At 65.4% G+C, this 22,732-nt stretch carries 22 protein-coding genes and 1 pseudogene; 6 read left to right on the top strand and 17 right to left on the bottom strand.

Translation table 11 applies throughout. The annotated features are described in order from the left end of the window. Positions 1-52: 52 nt before the first annotated feature. From recG to exbB, 5 genes are all read right to left on the bottom strand, one after another. Entirely contained in the window at positions 53-2,131 is a 2,079-nt protein-coding gene (gene recG, locus VUG52_RS26730) for an ATP-dependent DNA helicase RecG (RefSeq protein WP_331832287.1), read from the bottom strand. Positions 2,132-2,135: 4 nt separating this feature from the next. Continuing rightward, entirely contained in the window at positions 2,136-3,062 is a 927-nt protein-coding gene (locus tag VUG52_RS26725) for a hydrogen peroxide-inducible genes activator (RefSeq protein WP_028689956.1), read from the bottom strand. Between the two features lie 95 nt (positions 3,063-3,157). Continuing rightward, positions 3,158-3,892: an energy transducer TonB gene (locus tag VUG52_RS26720; RefSeq protein WP_028689955.1), complete on the bottom strand. Its 735-nt coding sequence runs from the start codon at positions 3,890-3,892 to the stop codon at positions 3,158-3,160. Next, positions 3,889-4,317, bottom strand: coding sequence for a TonB system transport protein ExbD (gene exbD / locus VUG52_RS26715; protein ID WP_023632733.1), 429 nt, complete (start codon positions 4,315-4,317; stop codon positions 3,889-3,891). The genes VUG52_RS26720 and exbD overlap by 4 nt, the downstream gene beginning before the upstream one ends. A gap of 3 nt (positions 4,318-4,320) precedes the next feature. Then, positions 4,321-5,295 carry a tonB-system energizer ExbB gene (gene exbB / locus VUG52_RS26710; RefSeq protein ID WP_262952252.1) on the bottom strand — a complete coding sequence of 325 codons (975 nt, stop codon included), beginning with the start codon at positions 5,293-5,295 and terminating at the stop codon, positions 4,321-4,323. Between the two features lie 192 nt (positions 5,296-5,487). Here exbB and VUG52_RS26705 point away from each other — a divergent pair, with 192 nt between their 5' ends. Next, the gene (locus tag VUG52_RS26705) at positions 5,488-6,345 is read left to right on the top strand and encodes an SDR family oxidoreductase (protein WP_050707537.1); all 858 of its coding nucleotides are present in this window, start codon (positions 5,488-5,490) and stop codon (positions 6,343-6,345) included. A gap of 144 nt (positions 6,346-6,489) precedes the next feature. Here the strand turns inward: VUG52_RS26705 and VUG52_RS26700 are convergent, their stop codons facing one another. The 5 genes from VUG52_RS26700 to VUG52_RS26680 all read right to left on the bottom strand — a co-directional run bounded on the left by VUG52_RS26700 (position 6,490) and on the right by VUG52_RS26680 (position 11,265). Continuing rightward, positions 6,490-7,215: a hypothetical protein gene (locus tag VUG52_RS26700; protein WP_331832286.1), complete on the bottom strand. Its 726-nt coding sequence runs from the start codon at positions 7,213-7,215 to the stop codon at positions 6,490-6,492. Between the two features lie 59 nt (positions 7,216-7,274). Further along, positions 7,275-7,655, bottom strand: coding sequence for a RidA family protein (locus VUG52_RS26695; RefSeq protein ID WP_028689951.1), 381 nt, complete (start codon positions 7,653-7,655; stop codon positions 7,275-7,277). A 23-nt stretch (positions 7,656-7,678) separates the two neighbouring features. Then, on the bottom strand, positions 7,679-9,787 hold the full coding sequence (gene spoT / locus VUG52_RS26690; protein WP_028689950.1) for a bifunctional GTP diphosphokinase/guanosine-3',5'-bis pyrophosphate 3'-pyrophosphohydrolase: 2,109 nt from the start codon (positions 9,785-9,787) through the stop codon (positions 7,679-7,681). A 59-nt stretch (positions 9,788-9,846) separates the two neighbouring features. Next, positions 9,847-10,110 carry a DNA-directed RNA polymerase subunit omega gene (gene rpoZ / locus VUG52_RS26685; RefSeq protein WP_008091595.1) on the bottom strand — a complete coding sequence of 88 codons (264 nt, stop codon included), beginning with the start codon at positions 10,108-10,110 and terminating at the stop codon, positions 9,847-9,849. 279 nt (positions 10,111-10,389) lie between these two features. Beyond that, the gene (locus tag VUG52_RS26680) at positions 10,390-11,265 is read right to left on the bottom strand and encodes a LysR family transcriptional regulator (protein WP_050707535.1); all 876 of its coding nucleotides are present in this window, start codon (positions 11,263-11,265) and stop codon (positions 10,390-10,392) included. Between the two features lie 208 nt (positions 11,266-11,473). Here VUG52_RS26680 and VUG52_RS26675 point away from each other — a divergent pair, with 208 nt between their 5' ends. From VUG52_RS26675 to VUG52_RS26665, 3 genes are all read left to right on the top strand, one after another. Beyond that, positions 11,474-12,856 carry a glutamine synthetase family protein gene (locus VUG52_RS26675; protein WP_050707534.1) on the top strand — a complete coding sequence of 461 codons (1,383 nt, stop codon included), beginning with the start codon at positions 11,474-11,476 and terminating at the stop codon, positions 12,854-12,856. A gap of 4 nt (positions 12,857-12,860) precedes the next feature. Then, the gene (locus VUG52_RS26670; protein ID WP_331832285.1) at positions 12,861-13,634 is read left to right on the top strand and encodes a gamma-glutamyl-gamma-aminobutyrate hydrolase family protein; all 774 of its coding nucleotides are present in this window, start codon (positions 12,861-12,863) and stop codon (positions 13,632-13,634) included. Between the two features lie 113 nt (positions 13,635-13,747). Continuing rightward, on the top strand, positions 13,748-15,289 hold the full coding sequence (locus VUG52_RS26665; RefSeq protein WP_198745164.1) for an APC family permease: 1,542 nt from the start codon (positions 13,748-13,750) through the stop codon (positions 15,287-15,289). Between the two features lie 135 nt (positions 15,290-15,424). Here VUG52_RS26665 and gmk read toward each other — a convergent pair whose 3' ends face one another. Together gmk and VUG52_RS26655 are read right to left on the bottom strand one after the other, a co-directional pair. Further along, positions 15,425-16,045 (bottom strand): guanylate kinase, encoded by a 621-nt coding sequence (gene gmk / locus VUG52_RS26660; protein ID WP_198745165.1) that lies wholly within the window; start codon positions 16,043-16,045, stop codon positions 15,425-15,427. 13 nt (positions 16,046-16,058) lie between these two features. Next, entirely contained in the window at positions 16,059-16,922 is an 864-nt protein-coding gene (locus VUG52_RS26655; RefSeq protein ID WP_331832284.1) for a YicC/YloC family endoribonuclease, read from the bottom strand. A 224-nt stretch (positions 16,923-17,146) separates the two neighbouring features. Here VUG52_RS26655 and rph point away from each other — a divergent pair, with 224 nt between their 5' ends. Next, complete coding sequence (rph, locus tag VUG52_RS26650; RefSeq protein ID WP_009681991.1) at positions 17,147-17,869, top strand: ribonuclease PH; 723 nt, start codon at positions 17,147-17,149, stop codon at positions 17,867-17,869. A gap of 61 nt (positions 17,870-17,930) precedes the next feature. Here rph and VUG52_RS26645 read toward each other — a convergent pair whose 3' ends face one another. Then, positions 17,931-18,710: an exodeoxyribonuclease III gene (locus VUG52_RS26645; protein ID WP_028689942.1), complete on the bottom strand. Its 780-nt coding sequence runs from the start codon at positions 18,708-18,710 to the stop codon at positions 17,931-17,933. Between the two features lie 80 nt (positions 18,711-18,790). Here VUG52_RS26645 and pyrE point away from each other — a divergent pair, with 80 nt between their 5' ends. Continuing rightward, entirely contained in the window at positions 18,791-19,432 is a 642-nt protein-coding gene (gene pyrE / locus VUG52_RS26640) for an orotate phosphoribosyltransferase (RefSeq protein ID WP_011536401.1), read from the top strand. A 55-nt stretch (positions 19,433-19,487) separates the two neighbouring features. On the opposite strand, the gene VUG52_RS26635 is transcribed toward pyrE, so the two are convergent. From VUG52_RS26635 to dut, 4 genes and pseudogenes are all read right to left on the bottom strand, one after another. Next, positions 19,488-19,697 (bottom strand): hypothetical protein, encoded by a 210-nt coding sequence (locus tag VUG52_RS26635; RefSeq protein WP_050707528.1) that lies wholly within the window; start codon positions 19,695-19,697, stop codon positions 19,488-19,490. A gap of 134 nt (positions 19,698-19,831) precedes the next feature. Further along, the gene (gene argB, locus VUG52_RS26630; protein WP_050707527.1) at positions 19,832-20,737 is read right to left on the bottom strand and encodes an acetylglutamate kinase; all 906 of its coding nucleotides are present in this window, start codon (positions 20,735-20,737) and stop codon (positions 19,832-19,834) included. 30 nt (positions 20,738-20,767) lie between these two features. Continuing rightward, positions 20,768-22,141: pseudogene (locus tag VUG52_RS26625) on the bottom strand (phosphomannomutase/phosphoglucomutase); the annotation flags it as partial. A gap of 134 nt (positions 22,142-22,275) precedes the next feature. Beyond that, positions 22,276-22,731 carry a dUTP diphosphatase gene (gene dut, locus VUG52_RS26620; RefSeq protein WP_050707525.1) on the bottom strand — a complete coding sequence of 152 codons (456 nt, stop codon included), beginning with the start codon at positions 22,729-22,731 and terminating at the stop codon, positions 22,276-22,278. Between the last annotated feature and the right edge of the window lies 1 nt (position 22,732).

The raw sequence follows: 22,732 nt of genomic DNA, 5'->3' as shown, positions 1-22,732 counted from the left end.
CGCGAAGTATAACCAGCCTGGCCGCCAAGCTGGATCCATTATGGGACGGGCGTCACACCTGGCCATATTGTTGACCGTGGCGCAGCCAGCGGTCGAGCAGCGGGCTGACGTGGTCGGGCCAGCGTGCCAGCAGGGCCTGGGCGGCGTCGCGCACGGCCGGCAGCAGGTCGGCGTCGCGCATCAGGTCGGCGACCTTGAACTGTAGCAGGCCGGTCTGGCGGGTCCCGAGCATCTCGCCGGGGCCACGCAATTCCAGGTCCTTCTCTGCTATGACGAATCCGTCGTTGGTTTCCCGCATGATGCCCAGGCGCTCACGGCCGATCTGCGACAGCGGCGGGTGGTAGAGCAGCACGCAGTGACTCACCGCGCTGCCACGGCCGACCCGGCCACGCAGCTGGTGCAATTGGGCCAGGCCCAGGCGCTCGGGGTTCTCGATGATCATCAGGCTGGCATTGGGCACGTCGACGCCGACCTCGATCACCGTGGTGGCCACCAGCAGTTGCAGGTCGCCGGCCTTGAACTCGGCCATCACCGCGGCCTTTTCCGCAGGCTTCATGCGCCCGTGGATCAGGCCCACGCGCAGCTCGCCCAGGGCGCTGCCCAGCTCCTCGAAGGTGCTCTCGGCAGCCTGGCAGGTCAGTTCCTCGGATTCTTCGATCAGGGTGCACACCCAATAGGCCTGGCGGCCTTCGGCGCAGGCAGCGCGGACCCGCTCGACCACCTCGAAGCGGCGGCTGTCGGCGACCAGCACGGTGTTCACCGGGGTGCGCCCGGGCGGCAGCTCGTCGAGGATCGAAGTGTCCAGGTCGGCATAGGCGCTCATGGCCAGGGTGCGCGGGATCGGCGTGGCGGTCATGATCAGCTGGTGCGGGCACAGCTGGCCCATGACGCCCTTCTTGCGCAGGGCCAGGCGCTGCTGCACGCCGAAGCGGTGCTGTTCGTCGATGATCGCCAGGGCCAGGTGCTTGAACTGCACTTCGTCCTGGAACAGCGCGTGGGTGCCGACCACCATGGGCGCGCCATTGGCGATCTGCTCCAGGGCACTGGCGCGGGCCTTGCCCTTGAGCTTGCCGGCCAGCCAGGCGACTTCGATGCCCAATGGCTCGAGCCAGCGCTTGAAGGTGATGAAATGCTGCTCGGCGAGGATCTCGGTGGGCGCCATCAACGCCACCTGGTAGCCGGCCTCCAGGGCCTGCAGCGCCGCCAGGGCGGCGACCACGGTCTTGCCGGCGCCGACGTCGCCCTGCACCAGGCGCATCATCGGCTCCGCCTGGCTGAGGTCGTAGGCGATCTCGTTGCCGACGCGCTGCTGGGCGCCGGTCGGGCTGAAGCCGAGGTTGGCCAGGTACTGCGCCGGCAGCCGGCTGGCCTTGGGCAGTACAGGCGCCCGCAGGCTGCGCAGACTCTCGCGCAGGCGTTGCTGCGACAACTGGTGGGTCAGCAGCTCTTCGAAGGCCAGGCGGTGCTGGGCCCAGTGATGGCCTTCGGCGAGTTCGTCGAGGTCGGCGTCTGCCGGCGGGTTGTGCAGGTAGCGGATGGCGTCGCTGAGCGGCGCCAGCTGGTAGTCGCGGGCCAGTTCGTCGGGCAGCCAGTCGGGCAGGCTGCGCGGGCCGAGCAGGCCGAGGCTCTGCTGGCACAGCAGGCGCAGGCGCTGTTGGGTCAGGCCTTCGGTGGTCGGGTAGATCGGTGTCAGCGTCTGTTCGACCGGCGGCGGTGCTTCGTCGCCGTTCAGTGCCCGGTATTCCGGGTGGTAGATCTCCAGCCCCGAGGCGCCGGGGCGGGCTTCACCATAGCAGCGCAGGTGGGTGCCACGCTTGAGGCCCTCCTTCTGCGCATTGCTGAAATGGTAGAAGCGCAGGCTCAGCGTACCGCTGCCGTCGCCCAGGCGCACCACCAGGCTGCGGCGCTTGCCCATGGTCACGTCGGCCCCGCTGACCACGCCCTCGATCACCGCGTCCTGGCCTGGACGCAACTGGCCGATGGGCACCACGCGGGTGCGGTCCTGGTAGCGCAGCGGCAGGTGGAACAGCAGGTCCTGCAGGTTCTCCAGGCCGACCTTGGCGAGTTTTTCCGCCATGGCGTCGCCTACGCCCTTGAGTGTGGTGACCGGGACGTTCGACAGCTCGGTCATGGGTTCAGGCCGGTTGTTCCACCGGCGGCTTGGCCACCGAGCAGAGGCGGATCGAGTCGGCGAGGATCTCGATGGCCTTCGGCCGCGGGAAGCTGGCACGCCAGGCGATGGCCACGGTGCGGAACGGTGCGGGCGCGGTCAGCGGACGGACTTCGATGACGCCCGGCGCGTAATGATGGCTGTGCACCGCCGACAGCGGCAGGATCGACACGCCCAGGCCCGAGGCGACCATGTGGCGGATGGTTTCCAGCGAGCTAGACTCGACCGTGGTGTGCTTGGAGCCTTCACCACCCTTGTTCAGGGTCGGGCAGGCCTCGAGTACCTGGTCGCGGAAGCAGTGACCCTCGCCGAGCAGCAGCAGGCTCTTGTCGTTGAGCATGGCGGTGTCGATGGTGTCCTTGGCGGTCCACGGGTGGTCGGCCGGCATCAAGGCGCAGAACGGCTCGTCGTACAGCGGCAGGGTCAGCACGTCGGCCTCGTTGAACGGCAGGGCGATGATCACCGCGTCCAGTTCGCCGTTGCGCAGCTTTTCGCGCAGCACGTGGGTGAAGTTCTCCTCGATGTACAACGGCATCTGCGGCGCCACGCGGTGCAGCTGCGGGATCAGGTGCGGGAACAGATAGGGGCCGACGGTGTAGATGGCGCCGACCTTGAGTGGCGCGGTCAGCTGGTTCTTGCCGGCCTGGGCCAGCTCGCGGATGCCCTGGGCCTGCTCCAGTACCTTCTGCGCCTGGGCGACGATGCTCTCGCCGACCGGCGTGAGGCGCACCGCGCTCTTGCTGCGCTCGAAGATCAGCACGCCGAGTTCGTCCTCGAGCTTCTTCACGCCCACCGACAGGGTCGGCTGGCTGACGTGGCAACGCTCGGCCGCGTGGCCGAAGTGCTGCTCTTGCGCGAGGGTGACGATATAGCGAAGTTCGGTGAGGGTCATAACGTGCGTCCATGAAGTTGCGGCCCCAGCATAGCGGCTGCAATTGATAGACGCACGTTATCAGACTTGCCGTTTTGTGACAGAAACAAAAAACGTCAACGTCGGTCCAGCGAGTAGACGAACGGCGCGACGACTTCGATCGTGCCATTGTTCAGCAACTCCGCCGGAGGCTTGGGCACCGTGCCGGCACGGCGGATCATCTCCAGCGTGGCCCGGTCCAGCGCCGCGCTGCCTGAACCGCCGGCCAGCGCGTACGAGACCACCTTGCCTTCGGCGTCGACCACGAAGCGCAGGCGGTTGATGCCCTGCAGTCCACGACGGCGAGCGTCCTCGGGGTACTTCTTGTACTTAGCCAGGTGGCGCAGCAGGTCGCTCTGCCAGCTCGGCAGGGCGTTGCTGTTGGACGCGATGCTCGGCTGCGGCGCCGCCGACTTCTGCGGTGGCGTGTTGCTCGGCGGGGTGTCCGCGACATCGTCCTTGGCCGGTGGCTCGTCCTTTGGCGGCTCAAGCTTCTTCTCGGGCTTGGGCGGCTGTGGCTTGGCCTTGGGCTTGGGTGGCTTGGGGATGGCGATCTTCGGCTTCGGCGCCTCTGCCAGCTTCGGCAGCGGCGGTTCCTCGACCGGCGTCGGCGGTTTCGGGGCGGCCTTGGGCGGCGGCGGCGGCGCGGGCTCGGGCAGCGGTGCCAGCTCGACCATCATCGCTGCCGGCGGCAACTCGAGGGCCTGGGGCACCGACCAGTTGAGCGTCAGCAGCACGGCGACCGCGTGCACACCCAGCACGATCGCCAGGCTGCCACCGTAGCGCGCCATGTTTGAGCGCGTTTTCGTCATTTCTTGGCTGCCGTCTCGAGTCCGACCAGGCCGACCTTGAGGTAGCCGGCGGCGCGCATGGTGTTCATCACTTCCATCAGGTCGCCGTAATCGACGCCCTTGTCAGCCTGGAAGAAGATGGTGGTTTCCTTGTCGCCCTTGGTCTTGGCGTCGAGCATGGCGCCAAGCTGGTCGCGCTGGGCCACCTCGTCATCGCCGAGGTAGAGCTTCTTGTCGGCCTTGACGCTGACGAACACCGGCTTCTCGGGCCTCGGCGCGGGCTTCGCGGTCGAGGCGGGCAGGTCGACCTTGATGTCGACCGTGGCCAGGGGCGCCGCGACCATGAAGATGATCAGCAGCACCAGCATCACGTCGATGAACGGCGTGACGTTGATTTCGTGGTTCTCGGCGAGGTCATCGCCACCTTCGTTGAGATGCAGGCCCATGGCTTACCCCACTTTCACCATGTGCGGGGCGGCGCGCTCGCTGCCCTGGTGGTCCAGATCGCGGCTGACCAGCAGCAGCACCTGGGCGGAGGCGTCGGACACCTGTGCCTTGTAGCCGGCGATGGAGCGGGCGAAGACGTTGTAGATGACCACGGCCGGGATCGCGGCGACCAGGCCCAGGGCGGTGGCCAGCAGGGCCTCGGCGATGCCCGGGGCGACCACGGCGAGGTTGGTGGTCTGGGTCTTGGCGATGCCGATGAAGCTGTTCATGATGCCCCACACGGTGCCGAACAGGCCGACGAACGGCGCGGTGGAACCGATGGTGGCCAGTACGCCGGTGCCACTGCTCATGGTGCGGCCACTGGCGGCTACCAGGCGCTCCAGGCGGAAGCTGACGCGTTCCTTGATGCCTTCCTTCTCGCGGGCGTTGGCCGACAGGCGCATCTCTTCGAGGGCGTCATGCACCAGGGTGTGGGCCAGGGTGCCTTCCTTGTTCGACACCTCGCTGGCCTCTTTCAAGCTTACCGAGCGCTTCAGGGCGGCGATCTCGCCACGCAGGCGGCGCTTGGCGCCCATCAGCTCGAAGCCCTTGGCGATCCAGATGGTCCAGGTGATGATCGAGGCGATGGCCAGGCCGATCATCACGGCCTTCACCACCACGTCTGCGTTCTTGTACATGCCCCATGGGGACAGGTCGTGGGCCATGCCCAGCGAGGTGTCTTCGACCATCGCCTGCACGTTCTCGTCGGCTGGAGCCTGACCTTCCACCGGCGCATTTGCGTCAGCAGGCGCGGCGACCGGGGCCTGGCCTTCGGCGGCAGGCGTGGCCGGAGCGGCGGCAGCGGCGGGTGCCGGGGTGGCGGCGACAGGCTCATCGGCCATGGCTGCCGGGGCCAGTACCAGGCTGAACATCAGCGCGGCAATGGCGCGCCAGGCGCGCGACGGGGTTGGCGAAGCGGAAGGTTGAGTACGTGTCATGCTGGCCGGACCTGATGAAGAGAAATGGGTTGAGTTCTTCAAGGCCTCGAAGCAGGCCGAGAACAGACAGGGTCGCCATTATTGCAAGTAATTCTTGTTAACAAAAGTAATACTGTTGCTTTTTTTGACCTTGGTATAGCCGTTTATCGCGCTAACCCGATAGCCTGTGCCTTTCGCATTAGGAGGTTTGGTATGTCAGACGTTTCAGCTTTGATCGTGGGTTGCGGTGATGTGGGCAGCCGCCTGGCCCGTCAACTGCTTGCTCAAGGCTGGCAGGTCAGCGGCTTGCGCCGTTCGGTCGATCAGTTGCCCGAAGGGGTTCGGCCGATCGCCGCCGATCTGGCCGAGCCGCAGATACCGAGCGCCTGGCCTGAGCAGGGGCCTGATTACCTGGTGTATTGCGTGGCGGCCAGCCAGCACGATGAAGCCGGCTACCAGGCGGCCTATGTCGAAGGTTTGCGCCATGTGCTGGGATGGCTGGCGGCGAAAGGGCAGCGGCCGCGACGCCTGGTGTTCGTGTCCAGTAGCAGCGTGTATGCGCAGCAGGACGGTGAATGGATTGCCGAAGCGGCAGCCACGCAGCCCGAGGGCTATTCCGGCAAGGTAATGCTCGAGGCCGAGCGGCTGGCGCTGGACAGCGGCATTCCCGCGACGATCGTGCGCCTGACCGGCATCTATGGTCCGGGGCGCGAGTGGTTGCTGAGTCAGGTGCGCCAGGGTTATCGCGTGGCCGAGGAGCCACCGTTGTACGGCAATCGCATTCATGCCGAGGATGCCGCCGGCCTGATGGCGCACCTGCTGCGGGCCGATGCCCGGGGTGTTGCGCTGGATGACTGCTATATCGGCGTGGATGACGATCCGGCGCCGCTGGCCGAGGTGGTGGCCTGGCTGCGTGAATACCTGGGCGTTACCCAGTGGTCGGATGAGCAGCGGGTGCGGCGCACCGGCAGCAAGCGTTGCAGCAATGCGCGGGCGCGGGCGTTGGGATGGGTGCCGCAGTACCCGAGCTATAAAGAGGGGTATGCGGCCATTCTCGAGGGAAGAAACTAACCTTCAAGGCTTGATGCGCCCCCCTGTAGGAGCGGCCTTGCGCCGCGAAAGGGCCGCGCAGCGGCCCCGGCAACTCTGAGATCCTGGGGCTGCTTCGCAGCCCTTTCGCGGCGCAAGGCCGCTCCTACAGAGGGCGTGCGTGCTTCAGTCTTTCTCCAGCACCCACTGCCGCGCACCGGCGGCCAGTTGCGGCATTTCATCCGGCTGGGCGCGGTTCACCGCCTGGAAGATTTCCAGGGTGTCGCCGTCGCGCTTGAAGATCCACGGCGCGCCACGCTGGTTGCGCTCCAGCCACAGGCTGTCGTTGCCATCGCCCATGGTCGCGCAGTCGCCCGCCAGGCACAGGGCGAAGCGGTCGGGGCCGGGCAGGCCGGTGACGTTGCCGGTGTCGCTGAAGCGCACCACGGCGCCCTTGCCCTGGCCTTCGACGATCTTCCAGTCGCCGCCCAGGTATTGCTGGTACAGCGCCTTCTCGAAGCTGCCGCCCAGCGGCGCGTTCTGAGGGCCTTCGCTGCGCACGAAGGTTTGCTGGTGACCGGACGGGTCGATCGCCAGCAACTCGTCGCCGTCGAGCTTGAGCTGTTCGACCAGGCCACCTTCGAAGCTGACCTGCCAGTCCTTCTCGTTGGCGCTCAGGCGCCCGTCGGCAGCCTCGAAGCCATTGCTGAAGCTGGCCTGCTGGTTCTTGACGTCGATCTTCCATTCGAACACCGGGCCCTGGGCGTCGAGGGCCTGACGCAGGCTGGTGCCTTTGCGGGCGGCGTCGATGGCGGCCTGGTTGATCCAGGTGCCGTTGAAGTCTTCGGGTTTGTGGCTGGCGCAGCCGCCCAGGAGCAGGGCTGCCAGCGCGAGAGGCAATGCGTGGCGCATGGGGGAAACCTTGGGGCAGGAGAGGATGGTGACGGGCGTGGCGCCCGTCACCGGGGGTATTACTCGAGGACCAGGATCGCGTCCATCTCGACCTGGGCACCCTTCGGCAGAGCAGCTACGCCGATGGCGGCGCGGGCCGGGTAAGGCTGTTCGAAGTAACGGCCCATGATTTCGTTGACCTTGGCGAAGTGGCTCAGGTCGGTGAGGAAGATGTTCAGCTTGACGATGTCCTTGAACGAACCGCCAGCGGCTTCGGCCACCGACTTCAGGTTCTCGAACACCTGGACGGTCTGGGCTTCGAAGCCTTCGACCAGCTCCATGGTCTTCGGATCGAGCGGGATCTGGCCCGACATGTACACGGTATTGCCAGCCTTGATCGCTTGCGAGTAGGTGCCGATGGCGGCAGGGGCCTTGTCGCTGGTGATGACGGTCTTGCTCATGATGACTCCTTGCGGTTGGCGGACTACGCACGCATCCGGGTGATGCGGACCACGCCGGTCAAGGTGCGCAGCTTCTTGATCACGCGGGCCAGGTGCACGCGGTCGTGCACGCTGACCACCAGTTGGACCACGCTGATACGGCCGTCGCGTTCGTCCATGCTGATTTTCTCGATGTTGCCGTCGGCGGCGTTGACGCTGCTGGCCAGCAGCGCGATCAGGCCGCGCTGGTGTTCCAGTTCGACGCGCAGTTCGACGTTGAACTCGCCGGTGATGTCCTTGGCCCAGGAGAGCTGCAGGCACTTCTCAGGGTTGTGGCGGACTTCACTGATGTTGCGGCAGTCTTCCAGGTGCACGACCATGCCCTTGCCGGCCGACAGATGGCCGACGATCGGATCGCCCGGGATCGGGGTACAGCACTTGGCGTAGCTGAGCACCAGGCCCTCGGTGCCGCGGATCGCCAGCGGGCCTTCCGGCGCCGGCAGTTGCTCGCCTTCGGCGGACAGCAGGCGGCGGGCGACCACGTAGGCCATGCGGTTGCCCAGGCCGATGTCCTCGAGCAGGTCCTCGAGCAGTTCCAGGCGGTACTCGGCGAGGATCGACTGGATGCGTTCCTGGGGGATCTTTTCCAGGCTGCTGTCGAAGCCGGTCAGCACCTTGTTCAGCAGGCGCTCGCCGAGGCTGATGGACTCGGAGCGGCGCTGTTGCTTGAGGGCGTGGCGGATGTGCGTGCGTGCCTTGCCGGTGACCACGAAATTGAGCCAGGCCGGGTTCGGCCGGGCGCCCGGGGCGCTGACGATCTCGACGGTGGAGCCGCTCTGCAGTGGCTCGGACAGTGGCGCCAGGCGGCGGTTGATGCGGCAGGCGATGCAGCTGTTGCCGACGTCGGTGTGCACCGCGTAGGCGAAGTCGACGGCGGTGGAGCCCTTGGGCAGCTCCATGATCCGGCCTTTGGGGGTGAAGACGTAGACCTCGTCCGGGAACAGGTCGATCTTCACGCTCTCGATGAATTCCAGCGAGTTGCCGGCGCGCTGCTGCAGCTCGAGGATGCCCTTGACCCACTGGCGGGCGCGGGCGTGGCTGCCCTTGGGTTGTTCTTCCTCGTTGGACTTGTACAGCCAGTGCGCGGCAATGCCGTTGTTGGCCATCTCTTCCATTTCGCGGGTGCGGATCTGGATCTCGATGGGCACGCCGTGCATGCCGAACAGCGTGGTGTGCAACGACTGGTAGCCGTTGGCCTTGGGGATCGCGATGTAGTCCTTGAACCGGCCCGGCAGCGGCTTGTACAGGTTGTGCACGGCGCCGAGCACGCGGTAGCAGGTGTCGACCTTGTCGACGATGATGCGGAAGGCGTACACGTCCATGATCTCGGTGAAGGCGCGGCGTTTGCCGCGCATCTTCTTGTAGATGCCATAGAGGTGTTTCTGCCGGCCGCTGACCTCGCCCTGGATGCCGTCGGCGGCCAGGCAGTTGGCCAGCGAGGTCTCGATCTTGGCGACGATTTCCTTGCGGTTGCCCCGCGCGCTCTTGACCGCCCGGTGGATCAGCGACGAACGCATCGGGTGCATGGCCTTGAAACCGAGGTCCTCGAACTCGACGCGCACGGTGTGCATCCCCAGGCGGTTGGCGATGGGGGCGTAGATCTCGAGGGTTTCCTTGGCGATGCGTCGGCGTTTTTCGCCGGACAGCACTTCCAGGGTGCGCATGTTGTGCAGGCGGTCGGCCAGCTTGACCAGGATCACGCGGATATCGCGGGCCATGGCCATGGCCATCTTCTGGAAGTTCTCGGCCTGCGCCTCGGCCTTGGTCTCGAAGTTCATCTGGGTCAGCTTGCTGACCCCGTCGACCAGTTCGGCGACGGTCTCGCCGAATTGCTGGCTCAAGGCTTCCTTGGCGATGCCGGTGTCTTCGATCACGTCGTGCAGCATGGCCGCCATCAGGCTCTGATGGTCCATGTGCATGTCGGCGAGGATGCTGGCGACCGCCAGCGGATGGGTCACGTAGGGCTCGCCGCTGCGGCGGCGCTGGCCATCGTGGGCCTGCTCGGCGTAGAAGTAGGCCCGGCGAACCAGGTTGACCTGTTCGGGGCCCAGGTAAGTCGACAGCCGTTCGGCGAGGGCTTCTATACCCGGCATGGTTTCACCTCTCGCTGAAGAAGAGGGCCTTGCGCCGCACGGTGTCGACTGGGCATCAATCAGACGGCCTCGTTGTTCTCGTCCTCGAACGCGGCGAATACCGGATCCTCGGTGACGATCTCTTCGGCGGCGATGAACTCTGGAGTGACGATGCCTTCGGCGATTTCACGCAGGGCGACGACGGTCGGCTTGTCGTTTTCCCACGCAACGCGTGGCTCTTTGCCGCCGGTAGCCAGCTGGCGGGCGCGCTTGGTCGAGAGCATGACCAGCTCAAAGCGGTTATCCACGTGTTCCAGGCAGTCTTCAACAGTTACGCGGGCCATGGTCTTCCTCAGTAGCAAATGCGGTAGGCGTGCGCCCAGAATGGGCAGGCGGACTCGATAGTTTAAAAAATCACCAGCCAATAGGGAAGGGCTGTTTTGTCGGGTGTGCCTGTGGCGCTTCTATCGCGGGGCAAGCCCGCTCCCACGTTGCCCCGTTTCGGGGACACATTCGTGGGAGCGGGCTTGCCCCGCGATAGGGCCGATCCAGACAACTGGAGCCCACCGCCGATGCCCGACAATAGCCTGCCGTCCATCGCCGACACAACCGCCCCTGACGCGTTAACGCAACATTGCGTCGCGCAGGCGCGGGGTCAGCTCCTCGAACAGCGTCTGCACCGAGCGCAGGGCGCGGCAATCGGGTCGGGTCAGCAACCACAGCTGGGTGTCGCAGCCGGGCAGCGGGCCGCTCAGCGCCTCGACGCCGGGCAGGTCGTGGACCATGTAGTCGGGCAGTGCCGCCACGCCCAGGCCAGTGGTCACCAGTTGCGCGATGGTCGACATGCCGCTGCACTGGTAGCGCGGAATCAGCCCCGGGTGATGCTGGTTGCGCCAGACCACCGTGGCGTGGTCCTGCATGGAGTCGTCGGGGGCGATCCATGGCACGCTGGCGGCGGATTCCTGCAGGCGCTCGCGCAGCGTCGGCAGGCCGCAGACCACGTAGGAGGTCGAGCCCAGGCAGCGGCCGACGAGGTGTTCCGGCGGCGTGTTGGTCAGGCGCAGGGCGATGTCGGCATCGCGGCGGCTGAGGTTGGCAAAGGTGTTGGAGGTGCCCATTTCCAGCGACAGCGCCGGGTAGTTGGGCATGAACTCGGCCAGCGCCGGCAGCAGCAGGCTGTGCAGCACCGCCTCGGTGCAGGTCAGGCGCACGGTGCCGCTGACCACCTGCTCGCCGCTGGTCAGGGCGATGCGCGCCGCGTCCAGCGCCTGTTCGGCGCGCTCGGCCTGCTCGGCCAGGGCCTGGGCGGTGTCGGTGGGCAGGTAGCCCTTGCGGCTCTTGACGAACAGCGCGGTGCCCAGCGCCGACTCCAGTCGGCGGATCGAACGGAAGACCGTGGAAACGTCGACCTTGAGCAGTTCGGCGGCCTTGGCCAGGGAGCGGCCACGCTCCAGTGCCAGGACCAGGGCGAGGTCCGCATGGTTGATCTGATATTGCATCGATGCACGCTCTGCTTGCCGAAATGCCAATGTCTGTTGCGTTGGGGCCATTTTATAGTGAAACGGCCCCCGGGAATCAATGCAGCCGGTCGGCAATCAGCCCCCCACGATGGGCCAGTGAAAAGAACAACAGCAGCACCATCGTCGCCTTTCGAGGCGTCATCCGCAGTTCCCCACATCGCCGCTCCGAATCAAAGGATGTACAGCCATGACGTCGGTCTCCCCGTGCGCCAGTTCTTCCCGCGAGATGAATGAGTTCCTGGATGCCCATCCGGATACCCAGTACGTCGACCTGCTGATCTCCGACATGAACGGGGTGGTGCGCGGCAAGCGCATCGAGCGCGCCAGCCTGCACAAGGTGTACGAGAAGGGCATCAACCTGCCGGCCTCGCTGTTCGCCCTGGACATCAACGGCTCGACCGTCGAAAGCACGGGCCTTGGCCTGGACATCGGCGACGCCGACCGCATCTGTTTCCCGATTCCCGGCACGCTCTGCGACGAGCCGTGGCAGAAGCGTCCGACCGCGCAGTTGCTGATGACCATGCACGAGCTGGACGGCGCGCCGTTCTTCGCCGATCCGCGCGAGGTGCTGCGCCAGGTGGTGAGCCGTTTCGACGACCTGGGCCTGGATATCTGCGCCGCGTTCGAGCTGGAGTTCTACCTGATCGACCAGGACAACCTCAACGGCCGTCCGCAGCCGCCGCGCTCGCCGATTTCGGGCAAGCGCCCGCAGTCGACCCAGGTGTACCTGATCGACGACCTCGACGAGTACGCCGACTGCCTGCAGGACATGCTCGAAGCCGCCAAGGAGCAGGGCCTGCCCGCCGACGCCATCGTCAAGGAAAGCGCCCCGGCGCAGTTCGAGGTCAACCTGCACCACGTCGCCGATCCTTTGAAGGCCTGCGACTACGCGATCCTGCTCAAGCGCCTGATCAAGAACGTCGCCTACGACCACGAGATGGACTCCACTTTCATGGCCAAGCCCTATCCGGGCCAGGCGGGTAACGGCCTGCACGTGCACATCTCGCTGCTGGACAAGAAGACCGGCAAGAACATCTTCGCCCACGACGACCCGCTGCAGAGCGAGACCCTGCGCCACGCCATCGGCGGCGTGCTGGAGACCATGCCGGCGTCGATGGCGTTCCTGTGCCCGAACATCAACTCCTACCGCCGTTTCGGCGCCCAGTTCTACGTGCCCAACGCGCCGAGCTGGGGCCTGGACAACCGCACCGTGGCGGTCCGCGTGCCGACCGACAGCAGCGAGAACGTGCGCATCGAGCACCGCGTGGCCGGTGCCGACGCCAACCCGTACCTGATGCTCGCGGCGATCCTTGCCGGTATCCACCACGGCCTGACCAACAAGGTCGAGCCGGACGCGCCGATCGAAGGCAACTCGTACGAGCAGCTGGAGCAGAGCCTGCCGAACAACCTGCGCGACGCCCTGCGCGCGCTGGACGACAGCGAAGTCCTCAACCAATACATCAGCCCGGACTACATCGACATCTTCGTGGCCTGCAAGGAGAGCGAGCTGGCCGAGTTCGAAGTGTCGATCTCCGACCTCGAGTACAACTGGTACCTGCACACGGTGTAAGCCCATGAGCGCAATTGCGGTCCCCTTGATCGGTGTCAGCGCCTGCCGCCAGCAGGTGGGGAAGAACTCGTCGCACACGGTGGGCGACAAGTATGTCGAGGCCGCGGGCTTTGCCGGGCTGCCGCTGATCCTGCCGGCGCGTGATGGCGGCAGCGACACCCGGGCGCTGCTGGCCCGGCTCGATGGCATTCTTTTTACCGGTTCGCCTTCAAATGTCGAGCCGCATCATTACAATGGCGCCCCCAGCGCGGAAGGTACCCGACACGATCTTGCACGTGATCGCCTGACCTTTCCGCTGCTGCAGGCGGCCATTGCCGCCGGTGTGCCGGTGTTGTGCATCTGCCGTGGCTTCCAGGAACTGAACGTGGCCCTTGGCGGCAGCCTGCACCAGCGCGTGCAGGAACTGCCCGGCTACCTGGACCACCGCGAACCTGAGGACGCACCCCTGGAGGTGCAATACGGCCCTCGTCATCCCGTCGCGGTCACCGCGGGCGGGTTGTTCGAGCGCCTGGGCCTGGCTGCGCAGTTCGAGGTCAACTCGCTGCACAGCCAGGGCATCGACCGCCTGGCCCCGGGCCTGCGTGTCGAGGCACGGGCCCCGGATGGCCTGATCGAAGCGGTGTCGATGCCTGATGCGCCGGGCTTTGTAGTCGGCGTGCAGTGGCACCCTGAATGGCGTTTCGCCGAAAACCCGGTCTCGCTGCGCTTGTTCGAGGCGTTCCGCGAGGCTTGCATTGCCCATGCTGCTCGGGAGGGTGTGCGTCAGGAAACACGCTGACGTTAGCCGAAGGTCCAGGATGACCGTGCCCCCACCACGAGCTTTCAATGAGTGAAAGCGGGCCCTCTACGGCGGGCCTGTGAGAACAATTCCAATAGTTACGGCACAGACTCATGAATGAATACACAGAAGCCGGACGCCCACCCGACGCGGCGTCCGACTCGGGCAACACCCAGCGCAGCAAGGGCCTGGCCAAGGGCCGCCTCGGCCTGCTGGCCAGCGTCGTGCTGGGCATTTCCACCATCGCCCCGGTCTACACCCTGACCGGCGCGCTCGGCCCGACCGTGCGCGAAGTCGGCGCCCACCTGCCGGCGGTGTTCATCGTCGGCTTCCTGCCGATGCTGCTGGTGGCCCTGGGTTACCGCGAGCTGAACTCGGCCGAGCCCGACAGCGGCACCTCCTTCACCTGGTCGGCCCGGGCCTTCGGTCCGATGATCGGCTGGATCGGCGGCTGGGGGCTGGTGGTCGCCACCACCATCGTGCTGTCCAACCTGGCGGGCGTGGCGGTGGACTTCTTCTACCTGTTCCTGGCCCAGATTACCGGCAACCAGGAACTGGCGGCGCTGGCGGACAACTTGTTGGTCAACGTCACCACCTGTTGCGTGTTCATCGCCCTGGCGGTGTGGATCTGCTGTCGCGGCATGGCCACCACCATGACCGTGCAGTACGGCCTGGTCGCCTTGCAGCTGCTGGTGCTGATCGGCTTCGCCTTCGCCGCCTTCGGCGAGACCACGGCGCCGCCACCGCTGGCATTCGATCTTGCCTGGTTCAACCCGTTCGGCGTCGAGTCGTTCTCGGCGTTCGCCGCGGGCCTGTCGTTGTCGATCTTCATCTTCTGGGGTTGGGACGTGTGCCTGACCGTCAGCGAGGAGTCGATCGGCAGTGAGGAAGTACCGGGCAAGGCCGCGACCTGGACGGTGTTGCTGATCCTTGGCCTGTACCTGCTCACCGCCATCGCCACCCTGCAGTTTGCCGGGATCAGCGAGGATGGCCTGGGCCTGGGCAACCCGCGCATCCAGGAGAACGTGTTCGCCCACCTGGCCGGCCCGGTCATGGGGCCGTTGGCAATCCTGATGTCGATCGCGGTGCTGGCCAGCACCGCGGCCTCGCTGCAGTCGACCTTCGTCTCGCCGGCGCGCACCCTGCTCGCCATGGGTTACTACGGCGCCGTGCCGCAGCGCTTCGCCACGGTCTGCCCGCGTTCGCAGACGCCGCGCTACGCAACCATCTGTGCCGGTATCGCCGCGGGCCTGTTCTACGTGACCATGCGTACCTTGAGCGAGAACGTGCTGGCGGACACCATCACCGCCCTGGGCATGATGATCTGCTTCTATTACTCGCTGACCGCGTTCGCTTGCGTGTGGTATTTCCGCCGCAGCCTGTTCGACAGCGCGCGCCACTTCTTCATGCGCGGCGTCTGCCCGCTGGTGGGTGGGGTGATCCTGTCGGTGATCTTCGTGCGCACGGCGATCGACAGCGCTTCGCCGGATTTCGGCAGCGGCTCGCATGTGGGCGGGTTGGGGCTGGTATTCGTGATCGCGGCGATCATCTCGGCACTGGGGATCGTGCTGATGATGCTGTCGCGGTTGCGTGCGCCGGCGTATTTCCTGGGGGCGACCCTGCGTCAGCAGGCGACCATTCAGTTGCAGGAATGAAGCTTGGGGGCGCTCTGCGCCCCTTTCGCGGCACAAGGCCGCTCCTACAAGGGATTGCGTCAATATGGACTGATGCGATCACCTGTAGGAGCGGCCTTGTGCCGCGAAAGGGCCTCGTAGAGGCCCCGGCAATCTTCAGCCGATCAGTTGTTCCAGCAGCGCCCCATGGCGCTGTTGCTGTTTCTTCAGCAGCAGGCGATTTGCCTTGAACACGGTTTTCAACTCTTCCAGCGCCACGTCGAAGTCGTCATTGATGATGACGTACTCATACTCGTCGTAGTGCACCATTTCGCTGACCGCTTCCTTCATGCGCCCGGCGATGATCTCCTCGCTGTCCTGCCCGCGGCCATCCAACCGTTGACGCAGGGCCTCCTGGCTTGGCGGCAGGATGAAGATCGAACGCGCCTCGGGCATCAGCTTGCGCACCTGCTGGGCGCCTTGCCAGTCGATCTCCAGGATCAGGTCATAGCCCTGGTCGAGGGTTTCCTGCAGGGCGCTGCGCGACGTGCCGTAGAAGTTGCCGAACACTTCGGCGTGCTCAAGGAAGTCGCCTTGGGCGATCAATGCCTTGAATTCCTCGTGAACGACGAAGTGGTAGTTCACCCCGTGCTCCTCGCCCGGACGCATGGCGCGGGTGGTGTGGGAGACCGAGACGCGCACGTTGGCGTCGTCCTTGATCAGGGCCGTGACCAGGCTGGTCTTGCCGGCGCCGGACGGGGCCGAAACGATGTAGAGGGTGCCGCTGCTGTGATTCATGGTAGAGGTGGCCTTACTCGATATTCTGTACTTGTTCACGCATCTGTTCGATCAGCACCTTCAGGTTGACCGCCGCCTGCGTGCTGCGCGGGTCGAAGGCCTTGGAGCCGAGGGTGTTGGCTTCGCGGTTGAGCTCCTGCATCAGGAAGTCCAGGCGCCGGCCGGCGGCGCCGCCGGACTTGAGCACCCGGCGCACCTCGGTGACGTGGGTGCTGAGGCGGTCCAGCTCCTCGGCAACGTCGCTCTTCTGCGCCAGCAGGACCATTTCCTGCTCCAGGCGCTGCGGATCGAGCTCGGCCTTCATATCGCCGAAGCGATCAAGGACCTTCTGCCGTTGCGCGGCCAGCATCTGCGGCACCAGGGTGCGCAGGGTGGCGACTTCGCCGGCCATGCTGTCCAGGCGCTCGTTGATCAGCCGGGCCAGTTCGGCGCCTTCGCGCTCACGGCCCGCCTTGAGTTCGGCCAGCGCCTCGTCGAACAGGGCGATGGCTTCGGCATTGAGCGCCTGCGGATCGTTGGCGTCGGCCACCAGCACGCCTGGCCAGGCCAGCACTTCCAGCGGGTTGAGCGGCGCCGGCTGCTTGATCAGGCCGGCGACGGTCTCGGCGGCGGCGACAAGCTGCGCGGCGCGCTCGCGGTCGACCTGCAACGGCTTGCCGGCGTTGTCCTCGCTCAGGCGCAGGGTGCACTCGACCTTGCCGCGGGACAGGCCCTGGCGCAGGCCCTCGCGTACCGCGCCTTCGAGGTCGCGCAGCGCCTCGGGCAGGCGCAGGTGGGGTTCCAGATAGCGGTGGTTGACCGAACGCAGCTCCCAGACCAGGGTGCCTTGGCTGCCAGCGCGCTCGACACGAGCAAAAGCGGTCATGCTATGCACCATGGGGAGTACCTCGCGTATTCAGGTGAACGGGGAGCCTGTCGGCTGCAAGGCGCAGGATTGTAGCGCAGTGCGGCCCGGGCGCCCAATCCACCCATGCTACCGGCCCTCTTCTGGCCTGTCGGAAAAGGCGACAGGCTGCGCGGGTACGACGACAGGCGTGCCTTCGGCGGGCGGCGGGCTCTATAATGCTCGGCAGATTCAAAGTCCCGGTACAGGTATCCCAGATGAAACGTCCAAGTGGTCGCGCCGCCGATCAGCTCCGCTCGATCCGCATTACCCGCAACTACACCAAGCACGCCGAGGGATCGGTACTGGTCGAGTTCGGTGACACCAAGGTCATCTGCACGGTCAGCGTCGAGAATGGTGTTCCCCGCTTCCTCAAAGGTCAGGGCCAAGGCTGGCTCACCGCCGAATACGGCATGCTGCCGCGTTCGACCGGCGAGCGTAACCAGCGTGAGGCCAGCCGCGGCAAGCAAGGTGGCCGCACCCTCGAAATCCAGCGCCTGATCGGCCGCTCCCTGCGCGCCGCGCTGGACATGAGCAAGCTCGGCGACATCACCCTGTACGTCGACTGCGATGTGATCCAGGCCGACGGCGGCACCCGCACCGCCTCGATCACCGGCGCCATGGTCGCCCTGTGCGACGCCCTGGCGGTGATCAAGAAGCGTGGCGGCCTCAAGGGCGGCAACCCGCTCAAGCACATGATCGCCGCGGTGTCGGTGGGCATGTACCAGGGCGAGGCCGTGCTCGACCTCGACTACCTCGAGGACTCCGCCGCCGAGACCGACCTGAACGTGGTCATGACCAGCGCCGGTGGCTTCATCGAAGTGCAGGGCACCGCCGAGGGCGCGCCGTTCCAGCCAGAGGACTTCAACGCCATGCTGGCGCTGGCGCAGAAGGGCATGACCGAGATCTTCGAACTGCAGCAGGCCGCATTGGCTGACTGACAGTTCCTGTAGACACGAAAAAGCCGACATCAATGTCGGCTTTTTCGTGTCTGGGCAGCACTCAGATGGTCAGCGTCCAGTCGTAGTCCACGATCAGCGGCGCATGCTGGGAGAAGCGCGGCTGGCGTGGCAGACGGGCGTTGCGCACGAAGCGGCGCAGGCCTGGGGTGAGGATCTGGTAGTCGAACCGGTAACCCAGGTTGAGCATCTCGGCCTGCTCGTTGTCCGGCCACCAGCTGTACTGATCGCCTTCGCGGCTGACTTCGCGCAGGGCGTCGACATAACCCATGTCGCCGACGATGGCGTCCATCCAGGCGCGTTCCGGCGGCAGGAAGCCGACCGACTGCTGGCTGTCGCGCCAGTTCTTGATGTCGAGCTTCTGCTGCGCCACGTAGAACGAGCCGCAGTAGATGTATTCGCGACGCTTGCGACGCTGCTTGTCCAGGTACTTGGCGAAGTCGTCCATCAACTTGAACTTCTGGTTCAAGTCTTCGTCGCCGTGCATGCCCGAAGGCAGCAGCAGGCTGGCAATACTGACTTTGTCGAAATCTGCTTGCAGATAACGCCCGTAGCGGTCGGCTGTCTCGAAGCCCAGGCCGGTGATGACTGCCTTGGGCTGCATGCGCGAGTACAGTGCCACGCCACCTTGGGTGGGCACCTCCGCGTCGCAGGCGTAAAGGAAATAGCCATCGAGCTGGAAAGCTGGGTCGTCGAGTTCAAAGGCCGAGGCGCGGGTATCCTGAAGGCAGATGACGTCGGCATTCTGGGCTTGCAGCCAGCTGAGCAATCCACGCTCGGCCGCAGCCTGAATGCCATTTACGTTCACACTGATGATCCGCATAAATGGCCCCAAAAATCTCGTGCGTGTATGATACCCGAGCTCAACACATTTAGCTAAATCCGTGGTGTCCGGGACCTTTCATGCAGCCGTATCAGCGCGACTTCATCCGTTTTGCCATCGATCGCGGCGTTCTGCGCTTCGGTGAGTTCACCCTGAAATCGGGGCGTACCAGCCCGTACTTCTTCAATGCCGGCCTGTTCAATACAGGTTCCGCGCTGGCCCAGCTGGGGCGTTGCTACGCGGCGGCCATCGTCGACAGCAAGATTCCCTTCGACGTGCTGTTCGGCCCGGCCTACAAGGGCATTCCCCTGGCGGCGGCCACCGCCGTGGCCCTGGCCGAACAGCACCAGCTCGACGTGCCGTGGTGCTTCAACCGCAAAGAGGCCAAGGATCACGGCGAGGGCGGCAGCCTGGTCGGCGCCCCGCTGGCCGGTGACGTGCTGATCATCGACGACGTGATCACCGCCGGCACCGCCATCCGCGAGGTCATGCAGATCATCAACGCCCAGCAGGCCAAGGCCGCAGGCGTGCTGATCGCGCTGAACCGCGAAGAGCGCGGCAATGGCGAGCTGTCGGCGATCCAGGAAGTCGAACGCGACTTCGGTATCCCGGTGGTCAGCATCGTCTCGCTGACCCAGGTGCTGGAATTCCTGGCTGACGATCCGCAGCTCAAGCAGCATCTGCCGGCGGTCGAGGCGTACCGCGCGCAGTACGGCATCTGAGACGTTGGCAGCACGAAAAAGGCGACCTGATGGTCGCCTTTTTCATGTCCGCGTGTCAGCGGCCGTTAGGGTAAGGGTCGCGCACCGCGTCGCCCTGGCCGCTGAGAATCTTCCAGCCGCGCAGCGGATGGGTCATGGGCTTGAAGTGGGGGCAGGGTGGCAGTGAGGTCTTGCTCTGGTTGGAATACTTGTGGCCGCAATCCGCGCAGGCATAGGTGCCAGCGGAAACGTCGCTGCCATATTTGACCAGGTTTTTTTGCGTCATGGATGAATCTCCTTGTAGGGAGATTCCATGCTAGTAGCGATTCTTGGGCGGCGGTTGTAGTACCGGTCCCGCTTTGGTGTGGGAAATTTCCCGGCAGAAAGCAAGCGCGCCTCTGATCGAGGCGCGCTTGTGCATCAGCGCTGCTTGCGGTTGGTGATCAGGGTACCCACGCCGCTGTCGGTGAAGATCTCCAGCAGCACGGCATTCGGCACGCGACCGTCGATGATGTGCGAGCTGTTGACGCCGCCCTGGACTGCGTCCAGCGCGCATTTGATCTTCGGCAGCATGCCGCCGTAGATGGTACCGTCGGCGATCAGTTCGTTGACCTGCTCGGTGGTCAGTCCGGTGAGGACCTCGCCCTGCTTGTCCATCAGGCCGGCGATGTTGGTCAGCAGCATCAGCTTCTCGGCCTTCAGCGCCTCGGCCACCTTGCCGGCCACCAGGTCGGCGTTGATGTTGTAGGACTCGCCGTTGGCGCCCACGCCGATCGGTGCGATCACCGGAATGAAGTCGCCCTTGACCAGCATGTTCAGCAGGTCGGTGTTGACGCTCACGACCTCGCCGACATGGCCGATGTCGATGATTTCCGGGGTGGTCATCTCCGGGGTCTGGCGGGTGACGGTCAGCTTCTTGGCGCGGATCAGCTCCGCGTCCTTGCCGGTCAGGCCGATGGCGCTGCCACCGTGGCGGTTGATCAGGTTGACGATGTCCTTGTTCACCTGGCCGCCCAGGACCATCTCCACCACATCCATGGTCGCAGCGTCAGTGACGCGCATGCCGTCGATGAAGTGGCTGTCGATCGACAGGCGTTTGAGCAGGTCGCCGATCTGCGGCCCGCCACCGTGCACCACCACCGGGTTGATGCCCACGGCCTTCATCAGCACGATGTCACGGGCGAAGCCGGTCTTGAGCTCCTCGCTCTCCATCGCGTTGCCGCCGTACTTGATCACCAGGGTCTTGCCGACGAAGCGGCGGATGTAAGGCAGTGCTTCGGACAAAACCTCGGCTACATGGGAAGCGGCATCGCGATCGAGGGTCATGCAGGGCTCCAGGTAAGGAACGTAAAGTCGTCAGAACGGCAGTTGCAGGCCGGGTTGGACCCGCAGCAACTGCGTGCGGAATACAGCCTTGATTCGGTCGAGCTCTGCCGCGCTGTCGGCCTCGAAGCGCAGCACCAGCACCGGCGTGGTGTTGGAGGCGCGGACCAGGCCCCAGCCGTGGGGGTAGTCGACCCGCACACCGTCGATGGTGGTCAGGTTGGCTTCGCCCCAGTCGGCGTCGCGTTGCAGTGCATCAATGATGCTGAATTTACCCTCGTCGGTCACATCAATATTGATTTCCGGCGTGGAAATATCGTCCGGGAACGCCGCGAACAGGCTTTCGGCGTCCTGGCCCGCCTTGCTGAGGATCTCCAGCAGGCGCGCAGCGCTGTAGATGCCGTCGTCGAAACCGTACCAGCGCTCCTTGATGAAGATGTGACCACTCATCTCGCCGGCCAGCAGCGAGCCGGTCTGCTTCATCTTCTTCTTGATCAGCGAATGGCCGGTCTTCCACATCAGTGCGCGGCCACCGTGCTGTTCGATCAGCGGGGTCAGGCGGCGGGTGCACTTGACGTCGAAGATGATCTCGGCGCCTGGGTTGCGCGACAGCACGTCCTGGGCGAACAGCATCAGCAGGCGGTCCGGGTAGACGATGCTGCCCGTGTTGGTCACCACGCCCACACGGTCACCGTCGCCATCGAAGGCCAGGCCGATGTCGGCACCGGTTTCCTTGACCTTGGCAATCAGGTCTTCGAGGTTTTCCGGCTTGCCCGGGTCCGGGTGGTGGTTGGGGAAGTTGCCATCCACCTCGCAGAACAGCGGAATCACTTCGCAGCCCAGGGCTTCGATCAGTTGCGGGGCGATGACGCCGGCCGCGCCGTTGCCGCAGTCCACCACCACCTTGAGCGGCTTGGCCAGCTTCACGTCGGCGACGATCTGCTGGAAGTAGCGCTCGAGGATCTCGACCTTCTGCACGCTGCCTTCGGCACGGGTCAGGTCGTTGGTTTTCAGGCGGGTCAGCAGCGCCTGGATCTGCTCGTTGGCCAAGGTGTCGCCAGCGATGACGATCTTGAAGCCGTTGTAGTCAGACGGGTTGTGGCTGCCGGTGAGCATCACCCCCGACTTGCCGGCCAGCACGTTGGCCGCGTAGTACAGCGCCGGGGTCGGCACCAGGCCGACATCGCTGACTTGGCAACCGGCGTCAGCCAGGCCCTTGATCAGTTGCTCGACCAGCATCGGGCCGGACAGGCGGCCATCACGGCCGACCGAAATCTGTGGCTCGCCCTGGGCGAGGGTCTGGGCGCCGATGGCGCGACCGATCCAGTAGGCGGTCTCGGCATGCAGGGTCTTGCCGACCACGCCGCGGATGTCATAGGCGCGGAAGATGCTGTCGGGCAGTGCGGGGACCAGCTGGGCCATGTCGTTCATCTCTGGGGACTCCATAAGTCAAAGGCTTCTGGGCAAGCGCAAACTGAACGCTTGGACGGCGGTTTCGCCAGAGAGTTCGCCATCCATGGCCCGAGCGGTCTGCTGTCGGCTCAGCGGGTGCCGGAGTGACCGAAGCCGCCGGCACCGCGCTGGGTTTCGTCGAACTGCTCGACGATGTCGAAGTGCGCCTGCACCACCGGCACCAGGATCAGCTGGGCGATGCGCTCGCCGACGGTGATGGTGAATGGCGTGTTGCCGCGGTTCCAGCAGGAGACCATCAGCTCGCCCTGGTAGTCCGAATCGATCAGGCCGACCAGGTTGCCCAGCACGATGCCGTGCTTATGGCCCAGGCCCGAGCGCGGCAGGATCATGGCCGCCAGGCCCGGGTCGCCGATGTATACCGACAGGCCGGTGGGGATCAGCAGGGTCTGGCCCGGCTCGAGGACGGTGTCCTCCTTGAGCAGGGCGCGCAGGTCCAGGCCGGCGGAGCCGGGGGTGGCGTACTGTGGCAGGGGGAATTCGGTGCCCAGGCGTGGGTCGAGGATCTTGGCTTGAAGAGCGTGCATG

It is taken from the genome of Pseudomonas sp. LH21 (genome assembly GCF_036549575.1).
Taxonomy (GTDB): Bacteria; Pseudomonadota; Gammaproteobacteria; order Pseudomonadales; family Pseudomonadaceae; genus Aquipseudomonas; species Aquipseudomonas peradeniyensis.
This window is presented reverse-complemented; position numbering and strand designations above follow the sequence as displayed.